At 69.9% G+C, this 16,606-nt stretch carries 17 protein-coding genes; 10 read left to right on the forward strand and 7 right to left on the reverse strand.

The window, feature by feature from the left end; all coding sequences use genetic code 11:
- A complete protein-coding gene (gene hypB, locus ABD235_RS16575) occupies positions 1-789 on the forward strand; it encodes a hydrogenase nickel incorporation protein HypB (RefSeq protein WP_344175028.1) in 789 nt (262 codons plus the stop codon).
- On the opposite strand, the gene ABD235_RS16580 is transcribed toward hypB, so the two are convergent.
- The 7 genes from ABD235_RS16580 to ABD235_RS16610 form a co-directional block, all read right to left on the reverse strand.
- The gene (locus ABD235_RS16580; RefSeq protein ID WP_344175029.1) at positions 786-1,988 is read right to left on the reverse strand and encodes a glycosyltransferase 87 family protein; all 1,203 of its coding nucleotides are present in this window, start codon (positions 1,986-1,988) and stop codon (positions 786-788) included. The genes hypB and ABD235_RS16580 overlap by 4 nt on opposite strands.
- Positions 1,989-2,024: 36 nt before the next feature.
- Positions 2,025-3,170 (reverse strand): glycosyltransferase 87 family protein, encoded by a 1,146-nt coding sequence (locus ABD235_RS16585; protein WP_344175030.1) that lies wholly within the window; start codon positions 3,168-3,170, stop codon positions 2,025-2,027.
- Positions 3,171-3,209: 39 nt separating this feature from the next.
- Positions 3,210-4,292 (reverse strand): hydrogenase expression/formation protein HypE, encoded by a 1,083-nt coding sequence (hypE, locus tag ABD235_RS16590; RefSeq protein WP_344175031.1) that lies wholly within the window; start codon positions 4,290-4,292, stop codon positions 3,210-3,212.
- A complete protein-coding gene (gene hypD / locus ABD235_RS16595) occupies positions 4,285-5,400 on the reverse strand; it encodes a hydrogenase formation protein HypD (protein ID WP_344175032.1) in 1,116 nt (371 codons plus the stop codon). Before hypD ends, hypE begins: the two co-directional genes overlap by 8 nt.
- Positions 5,397-5,708 (reverse strand): HypC/HybG/HupF family hydrogenase formation chaperone, encoded by a 312-nt coding sequence (locus ABD235_RS16600; RefSeq protein ID WP_344175033.1) that lies wholly within the window; start codon positions 5,706-5,708, stop codon positions 5,397-5,399. The genes hypD and ABD235_RS16600 overlap by 4 nt, the downstream gene beginning before the upstream one ends.
- A complete protein-coding gene (gene hypF / locus ABD235_RS16605; protein ID WP_344175034.1) occupies positions 5,699-8,011 on the reverse strand; it encodes a carbamoyltransferase HypF in 2,313 nt (770 codons plus the stop codon). The genes ABD235_RS16600 and hypF overlap by 10 nt, the downstream gene beginning before the upstream one ends.
- Before the next feature lie 139 nt (positions 8,012-8,150).
- Positions 8,151-8,654: a helix-turn-helix domain-containing protein gene (locus tag ABD235_RS16610; RefSeq protein WP_344175036.1), complete on the reverse strand. Its 504-nt coding sequence runs from the start codon at positions 8,652-8,654 to the stop codon at positions 8,151-8,153.
- A 236-nt stretch (positions 8,655-8,890) separates the two neighbouring features.
- On the opposite strand from ABD235_RS16610, the gene ABD235_RS16615 reads away from it, so the two are divergent.
- From ABD235_RS16615 to ABD235_RS16655, 9 genes are read left to right on the forward strand one after another with little or no spacing between them, the layout of a single operon-like run.
- Positions 8,891-9,967, forward strand: a complete 1,077-nt coding sequence (locus tag ABD235_RS16615; RefSeq protein WP_344175038.1) for an NADH-quinone oxidoreductase subunit B family protein — start codon at positions 8,891-8,893, stop codon at positions 9,965-9,967.
- Positions 9,964-11,775, forward strand: coding sequence for a nickel-dependent hydrogenase large subunit (locus ABD235_RS16620; protein WP_344175039.1), 1,812 nt, complete (start codon positions 9,964-9,966; stop codon positions 11,773-11,775). The genes ABD235_RS16615 and ABD235_RS16620 overlap by 4 nt, the downstream gene beginning before the upstream one ends.
- Position 11,776: 1 nt before the next feature.
- Positions 11,777-12,637 (forward strand): NifU family protein, encoded by an 861-nt coding sequence (locus tag ABD235_RS16625; protein WP_344175040.1) that lies wholly within the window; start codon positions 11,777-11,779, stop codon positions 12,635-12,637.
- Positions 12,634-13,335: a DUF5947 family protein gene (locus ABD235_RS16630; protein WP_344175041.1), complete on the forward strand. Its 702-nt coding sequence runs from the start codon at positions 12,634-12,636 to the stop codon at positions 13,333-13,335. Before ABD235_RS16625 ends, ABD235_RS16630 begins: the two co-directional genes overlap by 4 nt.
- Positions 13,328-13,960, forward strand: coding sequence for a DUF6084 family protein (locus ABD235_RS16635; RefSeq protein WP_344175042.1), 633 nt, complete (start codon positions 13,328-13,330; stop codon positions 13,958-13,960). The genes ABD235_RS16630 and ABD235_RS16635 overlap by 8 nt, the downstream gene beginning before the upstream one ends.
- The gene (locus ABD235_RS16640) at positions 13,957-15,234 is read left to right on the forward strand and encodes a hypothetical protein (RefSeq protein WP_344175043.1); all 1,278 of its coding nucleotides are present in this window, start codon (positions 13,957-13,959) and stop codon (positions 15,232-15,234) included. Before ABD235_RS16635 ends, ABD235_RS16640 begins: the two co-directional genes overlap by 4 nt.
- Complete coding sequence (locus tag ABD235_RS16645; RefSeq protein ID WP_344175044.1) at positions 15,231-15,707, forward strand: hydrogenase maturation protease; 477 nt, start codon at positions 15,231-15,233, stop codon at positions 15,705-15,707. Before ABD235_RS16640 ends, ABD235_RS16645 begins: the two co-directional genes overlap by 4 nt.
- Complete coding sequence (locus ABD235_RS16650; protein ID WP_344175045.1) at positions 15,707-15,922, forward strand: HypC/HybG/HupF family hydrogenase formation chaperone; 216 nt, start codon at positions 15,707-15,709, stop codon at positions 15,920-15,922. Before ABD235_RS16645 ends, ABD235_RS16650 begins: the two co-directional genes overlap by 1 nt.
- Entirely contained in the window at positions 15,922-16,587 is a 666-nt protein-coding gene (locus tag ABD235_RS16655) for a DUF6390 family protein (RefSeq protein WP_344175046.1), read from the forward strand. Before ABD235_RS16650 ends, ABD235_RS16655 begins: the two co-directional genes overlap by 1 nt.
- Positions 16,588-16,606: the final 19 nt, after the last annotated feature.

Consider the following 16,606-nt stretch of genomic DNA (forward strand, 5'->3'; position numbering starts at 1 on the left):
ATGTGCAGCACCTGCGGTTGCGGACAGCCGGACGGCGCCGGCACCCGGCTGACCGTCGTCCACGACCACCAGCACGACGACGAGCAGGGGCACGGTCACGGCCATGGTCACGGCCACGGGCACGCCGAGGACCTGGCTGTCGCGGAGACCAGGACCGTCCTGCTGGAGCAGGAGATCCTGGCCAAGAACGACGCGCTCGCGGCCGCGAACCGGCACCGCCTGCAGGAGCACGGCATCGCCGCGGTCAACCTGATGAGCTCCCCCGGCTCGGGCAAGACCACCGTGCTGGAGCACACGATCCGTGCGATCGGCGACCGCCGCCAGGCCCTGGTGATCGAGGGAGACCAGGAGACCCTGTACGACGCCGAGCGGATCCGCGCGACCGGCAGCAAGGTCGTCCAGATCAACACCGGCGCGGGCTGCCACCTGGACGCGCGGATGCTCGCCTCCGGGCTGTCCCGGCTGGAGCCGCCGGACGGCTCGCTGGTCTTCGTCGAGAACGTCGGCAACCTGGTCTGCCCGGCGCTGTTCGACCTCGGTGAGGCCGCGCGGGTGGTGATCATCTCGGTCACCGAGGGCGCCGACAAGCCGGCCAAGTACCCGTACATGTTCCGCACCGCCGACCTCGTCCTGCTGAACAAGATCGACCTGCTCCCGTACGTCGACTTCGACGTCGACCTGTGCCTGCGGCTGATCGACGAGGTCCGCCCCGGCGCGCGAGTCCTGCAGGTCTCGGCCACAAAGGGCACCGGCATGCAAACCTGGTACGACTGGCTGAACGACCTCTAGCCGGGTACGCCAGCCCGCACAGCCGTTGCCGACGGCACCTTCTTCGCCCGGCCACCCGCGGCCAGCAGGACGCCCGCGGTCAGGGCCAGCCACAGGTAGGCGTTGCCGGCGACCTGTTCGAGCATGTTCCACTCGAGCTCGCGGTTGGCGCGACGCGGAACCCACCAGATCGGCGCGAGCGCCAGCAGGCCGAACCAGGTCGCCGCGGTCTGCACCGGGAACCGCCGCCCGACTCGCGTACCGGTGAGCAGCGCGACGCCGAGCGGGATCATCCAGACCCAGTGGTGGCTCCACGACACCGGCGAGCAGAGCAGGCTGATCATGCCCGCGACCGCGGTCGCGCCGAGTCGCTCACCGCGCAGCCACAGCGCGCGGGTGAGCCAGAGGCCGGCGACGACGGTCAGCAGGACGGCGACCTTCCAGGCCAGGCCGCCGCCGTCCAGGTCGCCGGTGACGCGGATCAGGAAGCCGTTCCAGGACTGGTTGCCCGAGTAGGCCAGCCCGCCGATCCGGCCGGTGTCGGACAGCAGCTTGGTCCAGTACTCCCAGGCCGCCGAGGGCGCGATGAGGAACCCGGCCAGCATCGTCGCGGCGAACGCGGCCGACGCGTGCGCGAGTGCCCGCCACTGCCGGGTGACGACCAGCATCCCGAAGAACACGAGTGGCGTGAGCTTGATGCCCGCGGCGATCCCCAGCCAGATGCCGCGGCGCGGCCGGCGGACTTCCAGTACGTCGTACAGGATGAGCGCGCACAAGATCAGGTTGATCTGCCCGTACGACAGGGTCTCGCGGACCGGTTCGATCAGCAGTGACGCGGCGCTGACGGCGATCAGTCCGGCCGGGCCCCAGGAACTGGCCGGCGGCAGACGGCGCAGGCAGAGTCGCCAGATCACCACGAGCGCGAACAACGAGACCGCGATCGACACGCCGTACGCGACCGGCCAGGGCATCACCGCGACCGGGACCATCACCATCGCGCCGAACAGGGGGTAGGTGAACGGCATCGTGATGTCGCGCATCCGCGCGGCGTACAGCGACGACGGGTCGTCGAGCACCATCGACCCACCGAGCCGGTAGACCTTCAGGTCCGCGCCGGTGTGGTCCCAGACGAACGGCAAAAGGATGCCGACGGCAACACAAACCGCCACGGTCAGCCACCAGCGGCGGTTGACCGGGTCCCCCAGGATCCCCGTACTCACCTGTCGAGAGTGACAGGCCGAAAGGGTCAGACCGGCCTAGACCGACTGGCAGGTTGCTGTCACGGCGTGTCGGGAACTTTTCACCGAGTAGCTGACGAGCACGACAACCAGATTCGCCGCGATCAGATAGGCGTTACCGGCCAGCTGATCTGCGAACGTCCACTCCAGTTCACGGTTCTCGTGGTTCGGTGGCCACCAGATCGGCGCCACCGCGAAGACGGCGCACCACAAGATGCCAACAGCAACTTTTACCCGCCCGTTCAGCCGCTGCAGGGCCACGACGCCGAGCGGGATGCACCAGACCCAGTGGTGGCTCCAGGAGACCGGCGAGCAGAGCAGCCCGAGGAGTCCGCAGACGGAGACGGCGGCGAGAGCGTCGCCTTGGTTCCACAGGACGCGGCAGAAGCAGAGACCGGCCACGGCCGTCAGCGCGACGAGCACGAGCCAGACCGGACCGCCACCGTCGAGATTTCCCTGCACGCGGACCAGGAACCCGTTCCAGGACTGGTTGCTGGAGAAGGCAAGTCCTCCGACCCGGGTGGCGTCCGAGACCAGCGAGGTCCAGTACGTCGCGGCCGCGTGCGGCGTGACGGCGAAGCCGATCAGCACGGTCGCGGCGAACCCGGCGGTCGCGGAGGCCAGCGCTTTCCACTGGCGAGTGACGACGAGCAGCCCGAAGAACACCAGCGGCGTGAGCTTGATGCCCGCGGCAACACCGATCCAGATCCCGCGCGCGGGATGCTTGCGGTTGAGTACGTCGTACAGGACGAGGGCGCAGAGCAACAGGTTGATCTGCCCGAATCCCAGCGTCTCCCGCACCGGCTCGAGCAGCAGCGACGCGGCAACCACCCCGAGCATCACGGCCGGCGGCAGTTGCACGCACAACCGCCAGACCGCCACCAGGCAGACCAGCGTGATCGCGGTCCACACCACCGCAGCGACCGGCCAGGGCATCAAGGCGAACGGCACCATCACCACCGCCGCGAACGGCGGATACGTGAAGGGCAACGGCGTACCACCCAGGCGTACGTCGTACAGGGCGGAGGCGTTGCGGAGCAGCGTCTCACCGCCGAGCCGGTAGACCTTCAGATCCACCATCGAGTGCCGCCACAGCAACGGCAGAACGATGCATGCGGCAACACACACGACCACAGCCGCAGCCCACCGCCAGTTCCCCCGCACGCGGGGAACGATACCGCCGGACCGGGTGACCTCCTGAGCTCAGCAGATGCGGGGCAGTTGTTCTCCGATCGGGGTGTCGACGACGCGGGTGGCGCCGAAGGTGGTGCGGGTGACGACCATGCCGGGGTGGTCGGGTACGCATTCACCGATGACGGCGGCGTCGACTCCCAGCGGATGGGCCTGGAGCGCCGCCAGGACAGCCTCGGCGTCCTCCGGGGCGACGACGGCGAGCAACTTGCCCTCGTTGGCGACGTACAGGGGGTCGAGGCCGAGGAAGGAACAGGCGTTGGCGACGGTCTCGGGAATGGGAAGCACGCTCTCGGTCAGTTCGATGCCCACGCCGGCGGCCTTGGCGATCTCGTTCAGGGACGTGGCCACGCCGCCGCGGGTCGGGTCGCGCAGGACGTGCAGGTCGAGCGTGACGTCGAGCATCGCGGCGACCAGGCCGTTCAGCGGGGCGCAGTCGCTGACCACCTCGGTGCCGAACGAGATGCCCTCGCGCACGCTCATGATCGCGATGCCGTGCACTCCGATCATGCCGCTGACGATCACCACGTCACCCGGTACGGCGCGCTGCGGGCGGATGTCGACGCCGTCGGGGACCAGACCGATCCCGGCGGTGTTCACGTAGACGCCGTCGCCGTGGCCGGAGTCGACGACCTTGGTGTCGCCGGTCGCGACGGTCACGCCGGCCCGGCGGGCCGCCGCCCCGAGGTCGGCCGCGATCCGGCCGACCACGGACAGCTCCACGCCTTCCTCCAGGATGAACCCGCAGGACAGGTACGCCGCCTGCGCGCCGGACATGGCCAGGTCGTTGACCGTGCCGTTGACCGCGAGGTCGCCGATGCTGCCGCCGGGGAAGAACAGCGGCTGCACCACGAAGGAATCCGTCGAGAACGCCAGCCGCGCACCGCCGAGGGTGACCACAGCGGAGTCGGCCATCCCCTCCAGCAACGGGTTCGCGAACGCCGGGACGAAGAGGTGCTCGATCAGCTCGGCCGACAGTTGCCCACCGCCACCGTGTCCCATCACCACGGTCCGGTGGTCGCGCAGCGGCAGCGGGCAGGTCCAGCCGTCGAAGCTCGGCAGTTCGGGATCCGGGAGCATCACCTGCTCAGCCAACGGAACTCACCACCTCGGGCGTCTGCAGCCGGCGGTAGAGGTAGTACGCCGCACAGGCGCCCTCGCTCGAGACCATCGTGGCGCCCAGTGGATTCCTCGGCGTGCACAGCGTCCCGAACGCTTCGCACTCGTGCGGTTTGATGTGCCCCTGCAGCACCTCGCCGCTGCGGCAGACCTTCGACTCCTCGGTGGCGATGTCGCGGACCTGGAACCGGTACTCCGCGTCGTACGCGCGGTAGCGCTCGGACAGCCGCCAGCCGCTCTGCGGGATCATCCCGATCCCCCGCCAGGCCCGGTCGGTCGTCTCGAAGACGTCGGACAGCATCGCCTGGGCGGCGGTGTTGCCCTCGTCGGTGACCGCGCGCCGGTAGGCGTTCTCGACCACGTGCTCGCCGCGCTCCAGCTGCGTCACCGTGCGCAGGATCCCGGCCAGGATGTCCAGCGGCTCGAACCCGGTGACCACGATCGGCACCCGGTACTTCGCGGCCAGCGGCGGGTACTCCGACACGCCCATCACGCTGCACACGTGCCCGGCCGCGAGGAACGCCTGCACCCGGCAGTTCGGCGACTCCATGATCGCCGAGATGGCCGGCGGGACCCGCACGTGCGAGACCAGCAGGCTGAAGTTCGCGATGTCCTGCTGCTTGGCCTGGTACACCGTCATCGCGTTCGGCGGCGCCGTCGTCTCGAAGCCGATCCCGAAGAACACCACCTCGCGGTCCGGGTTGTCCTTCGCGATCTTCAGCGCGTCCAGCGGCGAGTAGACCACCCGTACGTCGCCGCCCTCGCTCTTGATCCGGAACAGGTCCCGGCTGCTGCCCGGCACCCGCAGCATGTCGCCGAACGAGCAGAAGATCACGCCGGGCTGGGACGCGATCTCCAGCGCCTTGTCGATGATCTCCAGCGGCGTCACGCAGACCGGGCAGCCCGGGCCGTGGATCATCTCGACCCCGTCCGGCAGCAGCTGGTCGATCCCGTGCCGCACGATCGTGTGGGTCTGCCCGCCGCAGACCTCCATCATCGCCCACGGTCTGGTGACGGTGGCGTGGATCTGGTCGACCAGCTTCTTCGCCAGCACCGGATCGCTGAACTCGGCCAAGTACTTCATGACATCGTCTCCTCTGTCCCCGGCGGCCGCCGTTCCCCGGCCTGCTGCGCCGCGAGTCCCCAGTGGTCCCCGAACTCCTCCTCCAGCGCGCCCAGCTGCCGGTACAGCGCCAGCGACTGCCGCGCGGACTCCTCGTCGAGCCGCTGCAGCGCGAAGCCGACGTGCACGATCGTGTACTCACCGACCTCCAGGTCGGGCAGGTAGGCCAGGCAGACGTCCTTCAGCACCCCGCCGAAGTCCACCATTCCCATCCGCGTGCCGTCCTCTTCCCGGATCTCCACGACCCGTCCCGGAACCGCTAGACACATGCTGCTTCCTCCTTCGGTACGGGGACACGGGCCGCGACGGCCAGCTGGCCGAGCGCGATCCCGGCATCGGTGGGCGGGACCCGCCGGTGCCGCAGTACGGTGAAGCCGGCCGCGTCCAGCGCCCGGCTACTTGCTGACAGCAACAACTGGTTGACGAACACGCCGCCGGACAGCGCGACCGTCGACAGCCCGCGCGCGGCGCGAACCCGCCCGGCGATCTCGACCATCGCGTCCACCAGCCCCTGATGGAACCGCGCCCCGATCACCCCGGGCGGCAGCCCGTCGACAACGTCCCGTACGACGGCCGCCAGCACCGGCGCCGGGTCGATCAGTCCTTCCGCGCAACGGAAGACGTAGGCCTCGCCGTACGGCGTGCCCAGCGCGAGGCCTTCCAGCTCGATCGCGGCTTGCGCCTCGTAGCCGGCCCGATGACACACCCCCGCAAGCGACGACACCGCGTCGAACAGCCGGCCCATGCTCGACGTCGGCGCGCACGCCAGGTTCCGGCCGAGCTGCAGCTTCAGGCGGTCCAGTTCCTCCCCCGTGCAGGCCTGGACCGCCGGAAGCCGCGGATCCCACTCGACGCCGGCCGCGTGCAGGTGCGCCAGCGCCATCCGGCAGGGATTCCGGACCCCCGCATCACCACCGGGCAACGGAACGTAGGCCAGGTGGGCGTAGCGCTCGAACCCGTCGTAGTCGGCGAGCAGCACCTCACCGCCCCAGACCGCCCCGTCGTCGCCGTACCCGGTCCCGTCGAAGGCGAAGCCGATCACCGGCTCACCGTCGTACCCGTGCTCGGCCAGGACCGACGCCAGGTGCGCGTGATGATGCTGTACGCCGACCACCGGCCGCCCTTCGGCGTGCAGCTTCGCCCACTGCCGTGACCGGTACGCCGGATGCTTGTCCGTCACCAGCACTTCCGGCCGTACGCCGGTCAACTGCTCGAGATGCTGCTCGGCACGTTCGAAGGCGGCCAGGGTCGCGAGGTCGTCCATGTCCCCCACGTGCGCCGACAGCCACGCGTACCGCCCGTCGGCGACGGCGAAGGTGTTCTTCAGATCTCCGCCCACGGCCAGCACCGGGCGCACCGGGAACGGCAGCGCCACCGGGAACGGCGCGTAGCCGCGCGACCGCCGTACGGGCAGTTCCACCTCGTCGACCACCCGGACGACGGAGTCGTCGCACGGCACGTGGATCGGCCGGTCGTGGCCGAGCCACGCGTCCGCCAACGGCGCGAGGCGGTCCAACGCCTCGGCGTCGTCGATCACGATCGGTTCGCCGGACACGTTGCCGCTGGTCATCACCAGCACGGTGGGCCCGGGCTGGTCGAAGAGCAGCCGGTGCAACGGCGTGTACGGCAGCATCACGCCCAGGTCCGGATTGCCCGGCGCGACCTCCGCGGCGACCGCCGGGCACACGGTACGGCGCAGCAGCACGATCGGGCGCTGGTGCCCCGTGAGCGACGCCTCCTCGGCCGGACCGATCACCGCGATCTGCCGCGCGGTCTCCAGGTCCGCCGCCATCACCGCGAACGGCTTGTCGCCGCGGTCCTTGCGTTTGCGCAGCATCGCGACCGCCGCCGGATCGCCCGCGTCGCAGACCAGGTGGAATCCCCCGATCCCTTTGACGGCAAGGATCTCGCCGTCGGTCAGCACCCGGTGCGCCTCGGCCAGCGCGCTCTCGTCGTACGACGGGTCGGCGCCCGGCCGCACGAAGCTGAGCCGTGGACCGCAGGCCGGGCAGGCGATCGGCTGCGCGTGGAACCTGCGGTCGGCCGGATCGGCGTACTCGCGGGCGCAGTCGGGGCAGAGCGGGAACCCGGCCATCGTGGTGGCCGGCCGGTCGTACGGCAGGCCGGTGATGATCGTGAAGCGGGGCCCGCAGTTCGTGCAGGTGACGAACGGGTGCCGGTACCGGCGGTCGGCCGGGTCGTCCTGCTCGGCGGCACAGTCGTTGCACAAAGCAACGTCCGGCGAGACCAGGGTCCGGCCGGTCCCACCGGTCGAGTCCCGGATGACGAAGGCGGTGCCGCCCCGCACCGGCACCTCCTCGCACCCCACCGACTCCACCACCGCCAACGGCGGCGCGTCCGTGCCGATCCTGCGCCCGAACGCTCTCACCGGCTCCGGGGCACCCTCGACCTCGACGACCACCCCCGCGGGGGTGTTGGTCACCTGACCGGACAGCCCGAGCTCGCGCGCCAGGGCGTACACGAACGGCCGGAAGCCGACGCCCTGAACCACGCCGGACACGATGAGCCGGACCCGGAGACGGGAACCCTGAGCAGCCGTGGCACCCACCACCTGCCGATGGAATTGTCAGGAATTACCTGGTGCAGGCCGATCGGAGATGGCGAAATCGGTCATCGACGGACTCTTTTCGCAGCGTAGACCCGGGCCGTTGACTGCGCCAGAGCGGACAATCCGGAAATACCGGGGTCCGTTATCCGGCGGCCGGCGGTCCGAACACCGCGTGCACCCGGCGCAGGTCGCGCAGCCGGGGCTCGGTGTCGCCGTGCAGCCACCGGCTGATCGTCCGGACCGAGACCCCGACTTGCTGCGCGGCCGCCTCCTGCGACAGCCCCTGCCGGGCCAGCACGGCCTCCAGCCACGCGCCGAACGGTTCGTCCCCCGCGCGCGGCGACGTGCCCAGCCACCGCCGCGACGCGCCGTGCAGCACCTCGACCTCCACGTCGTCGGCGAAGATCCTCACGGTGACGTCGAAAGCGCCGTTGTCCGGGCCCGCGGCGGCCAGCATCGCCGCCGTGATCGCGTCGTACAGGGCAGCGCTCTCGGCCTGCTCCAGGACGACCGGTTCCAGCGCCTCCCGGACGAACAGCTCGGCGTCCGGCAACGCGCCCGGCCGGGCCGGGAAGGTGTGGGAGACGACCACCACCGGCGCGACGAACAGGCCGTGGTCGGCGTCGCCCGGCGGGAGGTCAGACATCTCAGCACGGCTCTCAGGGGTGGTCCGATGCCCTACCGTAGTCCTCGCGGCACCGCTGATCGACGCGTCGCGGAAAATCGTCCGAAAAGGCCACCGCGCTTTCGAAGAATGTCCGGGAATCGCGGAGTCCCGGATTTCCGGACAGTGCCATTAATATCCGACACAAGTGTCTGTCCCGGCGCCCGGCCGCAACGTAGCCTCCGAAGGGAACTCCCTGTGACGAGGAGGCCCGGACGATGTCGACGACCCTGGAACCCGAGCAGGCGCAGCAGGAGGCCGACGAAGGTGTCGTGCACATCCTCTGGATGAACGGCGGGCTGAGCTGCGACGGCGACTCCGTCGCCCTCACCGCGGCCACCCAGCCGAGTATCGAGGAGATCGTGCTCGGGGCGCTGCCGGGACTGCCGAAGATCGCCGTGCACTGGCCGCTGATCGACTTCGAGTGCGGCCCCGAGACCGGCGCGGACAACTTCATCGAGTGGTGGCACAAGGCCGACCGCGGCGAGCTGGAGCCGTTCGTGCTGGTGGTCGAGGGGTCGATTCCGAACGAGGCCATCAAGGCCGACGGGTACTGGGCCGGTTTCGGCAACAACCCGGCCACCGGCCAGCCGATGAAGACGTCGGAGTGGCTGGACCGGCTGGCGCCGAAGGCCACCGCGGTCGTTGCCGTCGGCACCTGTGCGGCGTACGGCGGGATCCACGCGATGGCGGGCAACCCGACCGGCGCGATGGGCGTGCCGGACTACCTCGGCTGGAACTGGAAGTCCAAGGCCGGCCTGCCGATCGTTTGCGTGCCCGGCTGCCCGATCCATCCCGACAACCTGTCCGAGACGCTGGTCTACCTGCTCTACCAGGTCGCCGGCCAGGCGCCGATGATCCCGCTGGACGCCGAGCTGCGGCCGCAGTGGCTGTTCGGCCGGACCGTGCACGAGGGCTGCGACCGTGCCGGGTACTACGAGCAGGGCGACTTCGCCAAGGAGTACGGGTCCCCCAAGTGCCTGGTGAAGCTGGGCTGCTGGGGACCGGTGGTCAACTGCAACGTTCCCAAGCGCGGCTGGATCAACGGGGTCGGCGGCTGCCCGAACGTCGGAGGCATCTGCATCGCCTGCACGATGCCCGGTTTCCCGGACAAGTTCATGCCGTTCATGGACGAGCCGTTCGGCAGCAACATCTCGGTCGCCGCGAGCACGGTCTACGGCACCGTCATCCGGCGGCTGCGCAAGATCACCCAGAACCAGAAGAACAAAGAGCCCAAGTGGCGGCACCCGGGCCCGAACCTGACCACCGGCTACGAGAAGGTGCGGCAGCCATGACCACCACCGAACCGAAGATCGGCGAGCACCTGGAACCCGACGCCGGCCAGAGCTCCGACGTCGTCGAGATGGCCTGGGACCCGATCACCCGGATCGTCGGCAGCCTCGGCATCTACGCCAACGTGAACTTCAAGTCCAAGACCGTCGAGGAGTGCCACAGCACGTCGTCCATCTTCCGCGGCTACAGCATCTTCATGAAGGGCAAGGACCCGCGCGACGCGCACTTCATCACCAGCCGGATCTGCGGCATCTGCGGCGACAACCACGCCACCTGCTCGGTCTACGCGCAGAACATGGCCTACGGCGTCGCGCCGCCGCACCTGGGCGAGTGGATCGTCAACCTCGGCGAGGCCGCGGAGTACATGTTCGACCACAACATCTTCCAGGAGAACCTGGTCGGGGTGGACTACTGCGAGCGGATGGTCAAGGAGACCAACCCGGGCGTGCTGGAACTGGCGAACCGGACCGAGGCCCCGCACGCCGGCGACCACGGGTACCGGACGATCGGCGACATCATGCGGTCGCTGAACCCGCTGGAGGGCGACTTCTACCGCGAGGCGCTGCACGTCAGCCGCTACACCCGCGAGATGTTCTGCCTGATGGAGGGCCGGCACGTGCACCCCTCCACGCTGTACCCCGGCGGGGTGGGCACGGTGGCGACGATCCAGCTGTTCACCGACTACCTGACCCGGCTGATGCGCTACATCGAGTTCATGAAGAAGGTCGTGCCGCTGCACGACGACCTGTTCGACTTCTTCTACGAGGCGCTGCCCGGTTACGAGCACGTCGGCGAGCGGCGGATCCTGCTCGGCTGCTGGGGAAGCCTGCAGGACCCGGCGGTCTGCGACTTCCGGTACGAGACGATGGAGGCCTGGGGCCGGAAGATGTTCGTCACGCCCGGCATCGTCGTGGACGGCAAGCTGGTCACCAACAGCCTGATGGACATCAACCTCGGCCTGCGGATCCTGCTCGGCAGCTCGTTCTACGACGACTGGGCCGGCGGCGGTCACGAGAAGTTCGTCGACAAGGACGCGCTGGGCAACACGATCGACGTCCGGCACCCGTGGAACCAGCACACGCTCCCCAAGCCGCAGAAGCGCGACTTCTCCGGCGCCTACAGCTGGACGATGTCACCGCGCTGGTTCGACGGCACCGACCACCTCGCGCTCGACACCGGCGGCGGCCCGATCGCCCGGCTGTGGTCGACCGCGCTGTCCGGGCTGGTGAACACCGACTACGTCCAGGCCACCGGGCACAGTGTGAAGATCCAGCTGCCGCGGACCGCACTCAAGCCGGCCACGGAGTACGAGTGGAAGATCCCGCGCTGGAGCAACGCCCTGGAGCGCAACCGGGCCCGGACCTACTTCCAGGCGTACGCCGCCGCGCTCGCGCTGCACTTCTGCGAGAAGGCGATGGCCGAGGTACGAGCGGGCCGGACCGAGACCTGGACGCCGTTCAAGGTTCCGGACGACGCGATCTCGTGCGGGTTCACCGAGGCGGTCCGCGGGGTGCTGTCGCACCACATGGTGATCCGCGACGGAAAGATCGCGAACTACCACCCGTACCCGCCGACGCCGTGGAACGGCAGCGTCCGGGACAGCTACGGCACGCCCGGCCCGTACGAGGACGCGGTCCAGAACACGCCGATCTTCGAGGAGAACCCGCCGGAGACGTTCAAGGGCATCGACATCATGCGGGCGGTCCGCAGCTTCGACCCGTGCCTGCCGTGCGGAGTGCACATGTTCGTCGGCAACGGGCGCGAGAAGACCCATCTGCACTCGCCCACGCTCGCGGTGAAGCCGTACTGACATGACGGCGTCGACTGGGAGCCGGCACGACGTCCAGGCCCTGAGCGAACGGATCGACGTGCTGCTGGACGAGGTCCAGCGGCGCGCCGAGCCGGAGATCACGGCCAAGGTCGAGGAACTGGTCCGGGCGGTGCTCGCGTTGCACGGCGCGGGCCTCGAGCAGCTGCTCGCGCGGCTGGACGAGCCGCAGGTCCGGACCGTGCTCGAGGACGACCTGGTGGCGGGCATGCTGCTGCTGCACGACCTCCATCCCGACGACGTGGCGACGCGGATCCAGCACGCGCTGGACAGCGTCCGCCCGTACCTGGGCTCCCATGCCGGCGGCATCGACTACCTCGGCATCGACGACGACGGCGTCGTGCAGCTGCGGTTGCAGGGCAGCTGCGACGGATGTCCCGGTTCCACCGCGACGGTTCGGCTGACCGTGGAGAACGCGGTGCTCGACGCCGCGCCCGAAGCCGTCGCCGTCGCGGTGGAGGGGATGGTCGAGACCAAGCCGCAGCAGACCCTGCTGACGATCGAGCCGTTCCGGCCGCAGTCCGAGGGCTGGCACCCGGTCACGCTCGTCACCGCGCCGGGCCGGCTGCAGAAGCTCGTGGTCGCCGATCTCGAGCTGCTGGTCGCCAACCTCGCCGGCACATTCTTTGCCTATCGCAACAGTTGCCCGGTCTGCTCGTCGGTGCTGCAGCACGGCCGGCTGGACGGCGATCAGCTCACCTGCCCGCGCTGCACCGCCCAGTACGACGTCCGCCTGGCCGGTCGTGCCCTCGCGCCGGTCGGCGCTCCGTCCCTGGAGGCGATGCCGCTGCTGCCGGACGGGGTCGAGTGGAAGGTCGCGATCCCAGGGAGGCAACCCGCGTGAGACCGTCGTCGACGCTGCGCGCCCTCGCCCGGGAGAAGCCGCCGCCCGCCGGGGCGGTTCCCGGCGCGGGCGCCGGGGCCGCGGTGGATCCCGTGGCGGTCCTCCGCGGGTTCACCGGCGGGGTTCGGCCGCAGCTGGCGCCGGGTGAGCAGTGCGAGATGTGCGCGGTCCCGATCGGGCCCGTGCACCCGCACGTGGCCGACGTACCGGATCATCGGCTGCTGTGCACGTGCCGGCCGTGCTACCTGCTGTTCGACGTCGAGGCGGCGTCGCGCGGGCACTACCGCGCCGTACCGGAGAACTACCGGTACGACGTGAACTTCGCGATGACGCCGGCGCAGTGGGAGTCGCTGGGTATCCCGGTCGACCTGGCGTTCCTGTTCCACCAGACCGATCAGGGGCGGCACGTCGCCTTCTACCCCAGCCCCGGCGGAGCGACCGAGTCGCTGCTCGACCTGGCGAGCTGGGCCGAGGTCGTGGCGGCAGATCCTTTGCTGGTCGGGCTCGTGCCGGACGTCGAGGCGGTGCTCCTGCGGCGACTTCCCAGCGGCTTCGTCTGCTACCTGGTGCCGATCGACGCCTGCTACGAGCTCGTCGGGCTGGTCCGGCAGTACTGGGAGGGCTTCGCCGGCGGCGAGGAGGTCTGGCAGCAGATCGACGCGTTCTTCGCCGGCGTCGCGGAGAAGTGCCGTGGTTGACCTCGAGTTCACCTGCCTGGGCGCCGATGCCGACCGGTACGCGGCGACGCCGACGATCCAGCTGCACCTGCGGATCACCGAGACGACCGGGACGCCGGTGCACGCGCTCGCGCTGCGCTGCCAGATCCGGATCGAGCCGATCCGCCGCCGGTACGACGACGCCGAGGGCGACGCGCTCGCGGACCTGTTCGGGGAACGGGCTCGGTGGGGCGAGACGCTGAAGCCGCTGCAACTGGCGTTCGTCACGCAGATGGTTCCCGGGTTCAGCGGATCGGCCGACGTCGACCTGGGGCTGCCGTGCAGCTACGACTTCGACGTCGCCGCGCACAAGTACCTGTACGCGCTGCGGGAGGGCGGCGTACCGCTGCTGCTGCTCTTCAACGGGACGATCTTCACCGGTCGGCCGGGGACGTTGTCGGTGACGCCGGTCGCGTGGCAGAAGGAGACGTCGTACGCGCTGCCGGTACCGGTGTGGCGGGCGGCGATGGACCAGCACTTCCCGGGAGCCGCGTGGTTGCGGTTGCGGCGGGAGACGTTCGACAAGCTGTACGACTACCGGGCGCGGGAGGCGTTGCCCGGCTGGGACGACGCGATCGAGCGGCTGCTGAAGGAGAAGCTGGAATGAGCCGCTTCGACGCGGTGCAGCAGGTCGCGGACGCGTTGTTGTTCGAGGGGTACGTGCTGTACCCGTACCGGGCGTCGGACGGGAAGAACCGGGTGCGCTGGCAGTTCGGCGTACTGATGCCGCCGGGGTACGCGGATCCGTCGGAGCGGTCGTGGTCGCAGACCGACTGTCTGCTGGACGGGTCGGATGGTGAGGTGACTGTCCGGCTGCGGTTCCTGCAGGCGCAGCGGCGGACCGTTCTGGATGTGGCCGGGGTCGAGGTCGGGGCGTTGGAGACCGCCGAGGCGACCTATGTGCCGTGGGACGAGGCCGTCGAGCAGTGTGTGGAGTTTGTGGTGCGGCTGTCGGAGCTTCCGTTGCGGAAGGGGTTTTCGATCCCTGGCGGGAGCATCTTCGAGGACTTGGGCAAGGGGCAGCTTCGCCGGTCGCGCCAGCCGTTGGCGGGATTCGTCGAACTGAGTGCCTCTGAGCTGCCTGGGCCGTACGGCGTGTGCCGGCTGCGGCTTCGGGTCGAGAACACCAGCGCCGACGGCGATCACGACCGGGCCGGCGCGCTGCAACGTGCGTTGATCGCTCACCACGTGCTGGTCGCGGCGGAGGGAGCGCGGTTCTTGTCGCTGCTCGAACCGCCGGAGTGGGCGACCGGGTACGTGGCGGCGTGCGAGAACGTCAGGATCTTCCCGGTGCTCGCGGGTGAGCTGCTGCTGTCGTCGCCGATCATCCTGTACGACCATCCGCGGATCGCGCCCGAGAGCCAGGGCGACCTGTTCGACGCGACCGAGATCGACGAGATCCTCAGCCTGCGGACGATGACGCTCACCGACGAGGAGAAGCGCGAGGTGCGCGGGACGGATCCGCGGGCGGCGGCGATGCTCGACCGGGTGGACGGGATGCCGCAGGAACTGCTCGACCGGCTGCACGGGACGCTGCGGTACGTGCGGGAGGTGACCGCGCCGGAGCCGGCCGAGGTGCCGTGGTGGGACCCGGGGAACGACAGCACAGTCTCGCCGGAGACCGACACCGTGCAGGTCGGCGGGGTTGCCGTGGGCAACGGCGTACGGGTGCGGTTGCGGCCGGGGATCCGGCGGGCGGACGCGCAGGACATGTTCCTGGCGGATCGGGTGGGGACCGTGGTCGCCGTACTGGCTGATGTGGACGGGCAGACGCACGTCGCCGTGGCGCTGGACGGTGAGGAGGGTGAGGTGCAGCGGTCGCACGGGCGGTACCTGTACTTCGCGCCGGACGAGCTGGAGCCCTTGGTGGGTGCGGGATGAGGGAGCCGGTGCTGATTGCCGGGTTGGGCAATGTCTTCTGCACCGACGACGCGTTCGGGGTGTCGGTGATCGAAGTGCTGGCGCGACAGACCTGGCCGGACGGGGTCGAGGTGCGGGACTTCGGGATTCGCGGGATCCACCTGGCGTACCAGCTGCTGGAGCCGTACGAGTTGGTCGTGCTGGTGGATGTCGTTCAGCGCGGTGAAGTGCCCGGCACGGTGTACGTGATGGAGGCCGAGCCGGACGCCGTACCGGAGGACGAGGTCGCGATGGACGCGCACGATCTCGGACCGGACGCCGTACTGGCGCTGGTGCCGCGGCTGGGTGGGACGCTGGGGCGCGTAGTCGTGGTCGGATGTGAGCCCGCTGAGCTCGAGGCGGGGATCGGGCTGACTCCGGCGGTGCAGGGCGCGGTGGAGACCGCGGCTCGGCTGGTGACCGAGCTCGTCGTTGCCGAGCGGGTGTCGCCGTAATGTGCCTCGGGATCCCGGGCCGGATCGTGAGCAGCGTCGAGGGCTGCGACCTCGGACGGGTCGAGGTGGCCGGAGTGGTGCGGGAGATCAACCTGGCGCTGCTCGACGGGCCGTTCGTCCCGGGTGAGTACATCCTGATCCACAGCGGGTTCGCGCTGGAGCGGATGACGGCCGAGCGCGCCGCCGACGCGCTGGCGTTCTTCGGCGGCGAGTGATGATCGCGACCGACGCCGGGCCGTTGCTGTTCGTGCGGTACGCGATGGCGCCGAACCTGCTCGGGTACTGCGGTCCCGCGGACGCCGGCGCGCTGCTGACGTCGTCCGTGCGTGGTGCGGTTGACGAGGTGCGCGACCTGGCGCGGCAGTTCGAGAGCGCGTGGCCGTGCCTGCAACTCATCGCGCGGGCGGCGGGGTTGAACGATCCGCTGGACCAGCAGGTGGTGGAGGCGTACTGGATCGGCAATCCGCTGCTCGACGACCTGGAGGCGATGCTGGAGGCCGGCGGGCGGCCGCACCACAGCTACCAGGTGTTCTGCGTCTATCCGTGGGTCGCGTTGCTCGGCGACGAGCGCGCGGGTTCGCAGGCGCTGCACGTGCTCGACCAGTGCCGGATCCGGTGGGGGCAGGTGGTCGCCGACACCGGGAGCGAGGTCGTGGTCGAGTCGCGCCCGCTGACCTGGACCGGGCGGCTGCTTGCCCTCGGCCCCCTTCGGCGGGAGACCGTCCGGCGGCACGACCTGCTCGATCCGCTCGCGCCCGGCGAGTGGGTCTCGCTGCACTGGCAGTGGGTGTGCGACCGGCTCACCGGGCAGCAGCTGACCGCGTTGCGGGCGTACTCGGCGTACCATCTCGCCGTCGCCAACGCGGGGCTCGCGTCTTGATGAGAGGTCTCTCAGATTC

The organism is Kribbella lupini (genome assembly GCF_039529595.1).
Lineage (GTDB): Bacteria > Actinomycetota > Actinomycetes > Propionibacteriales > Kribbellaceae > Kribbella > Kribbella lupini.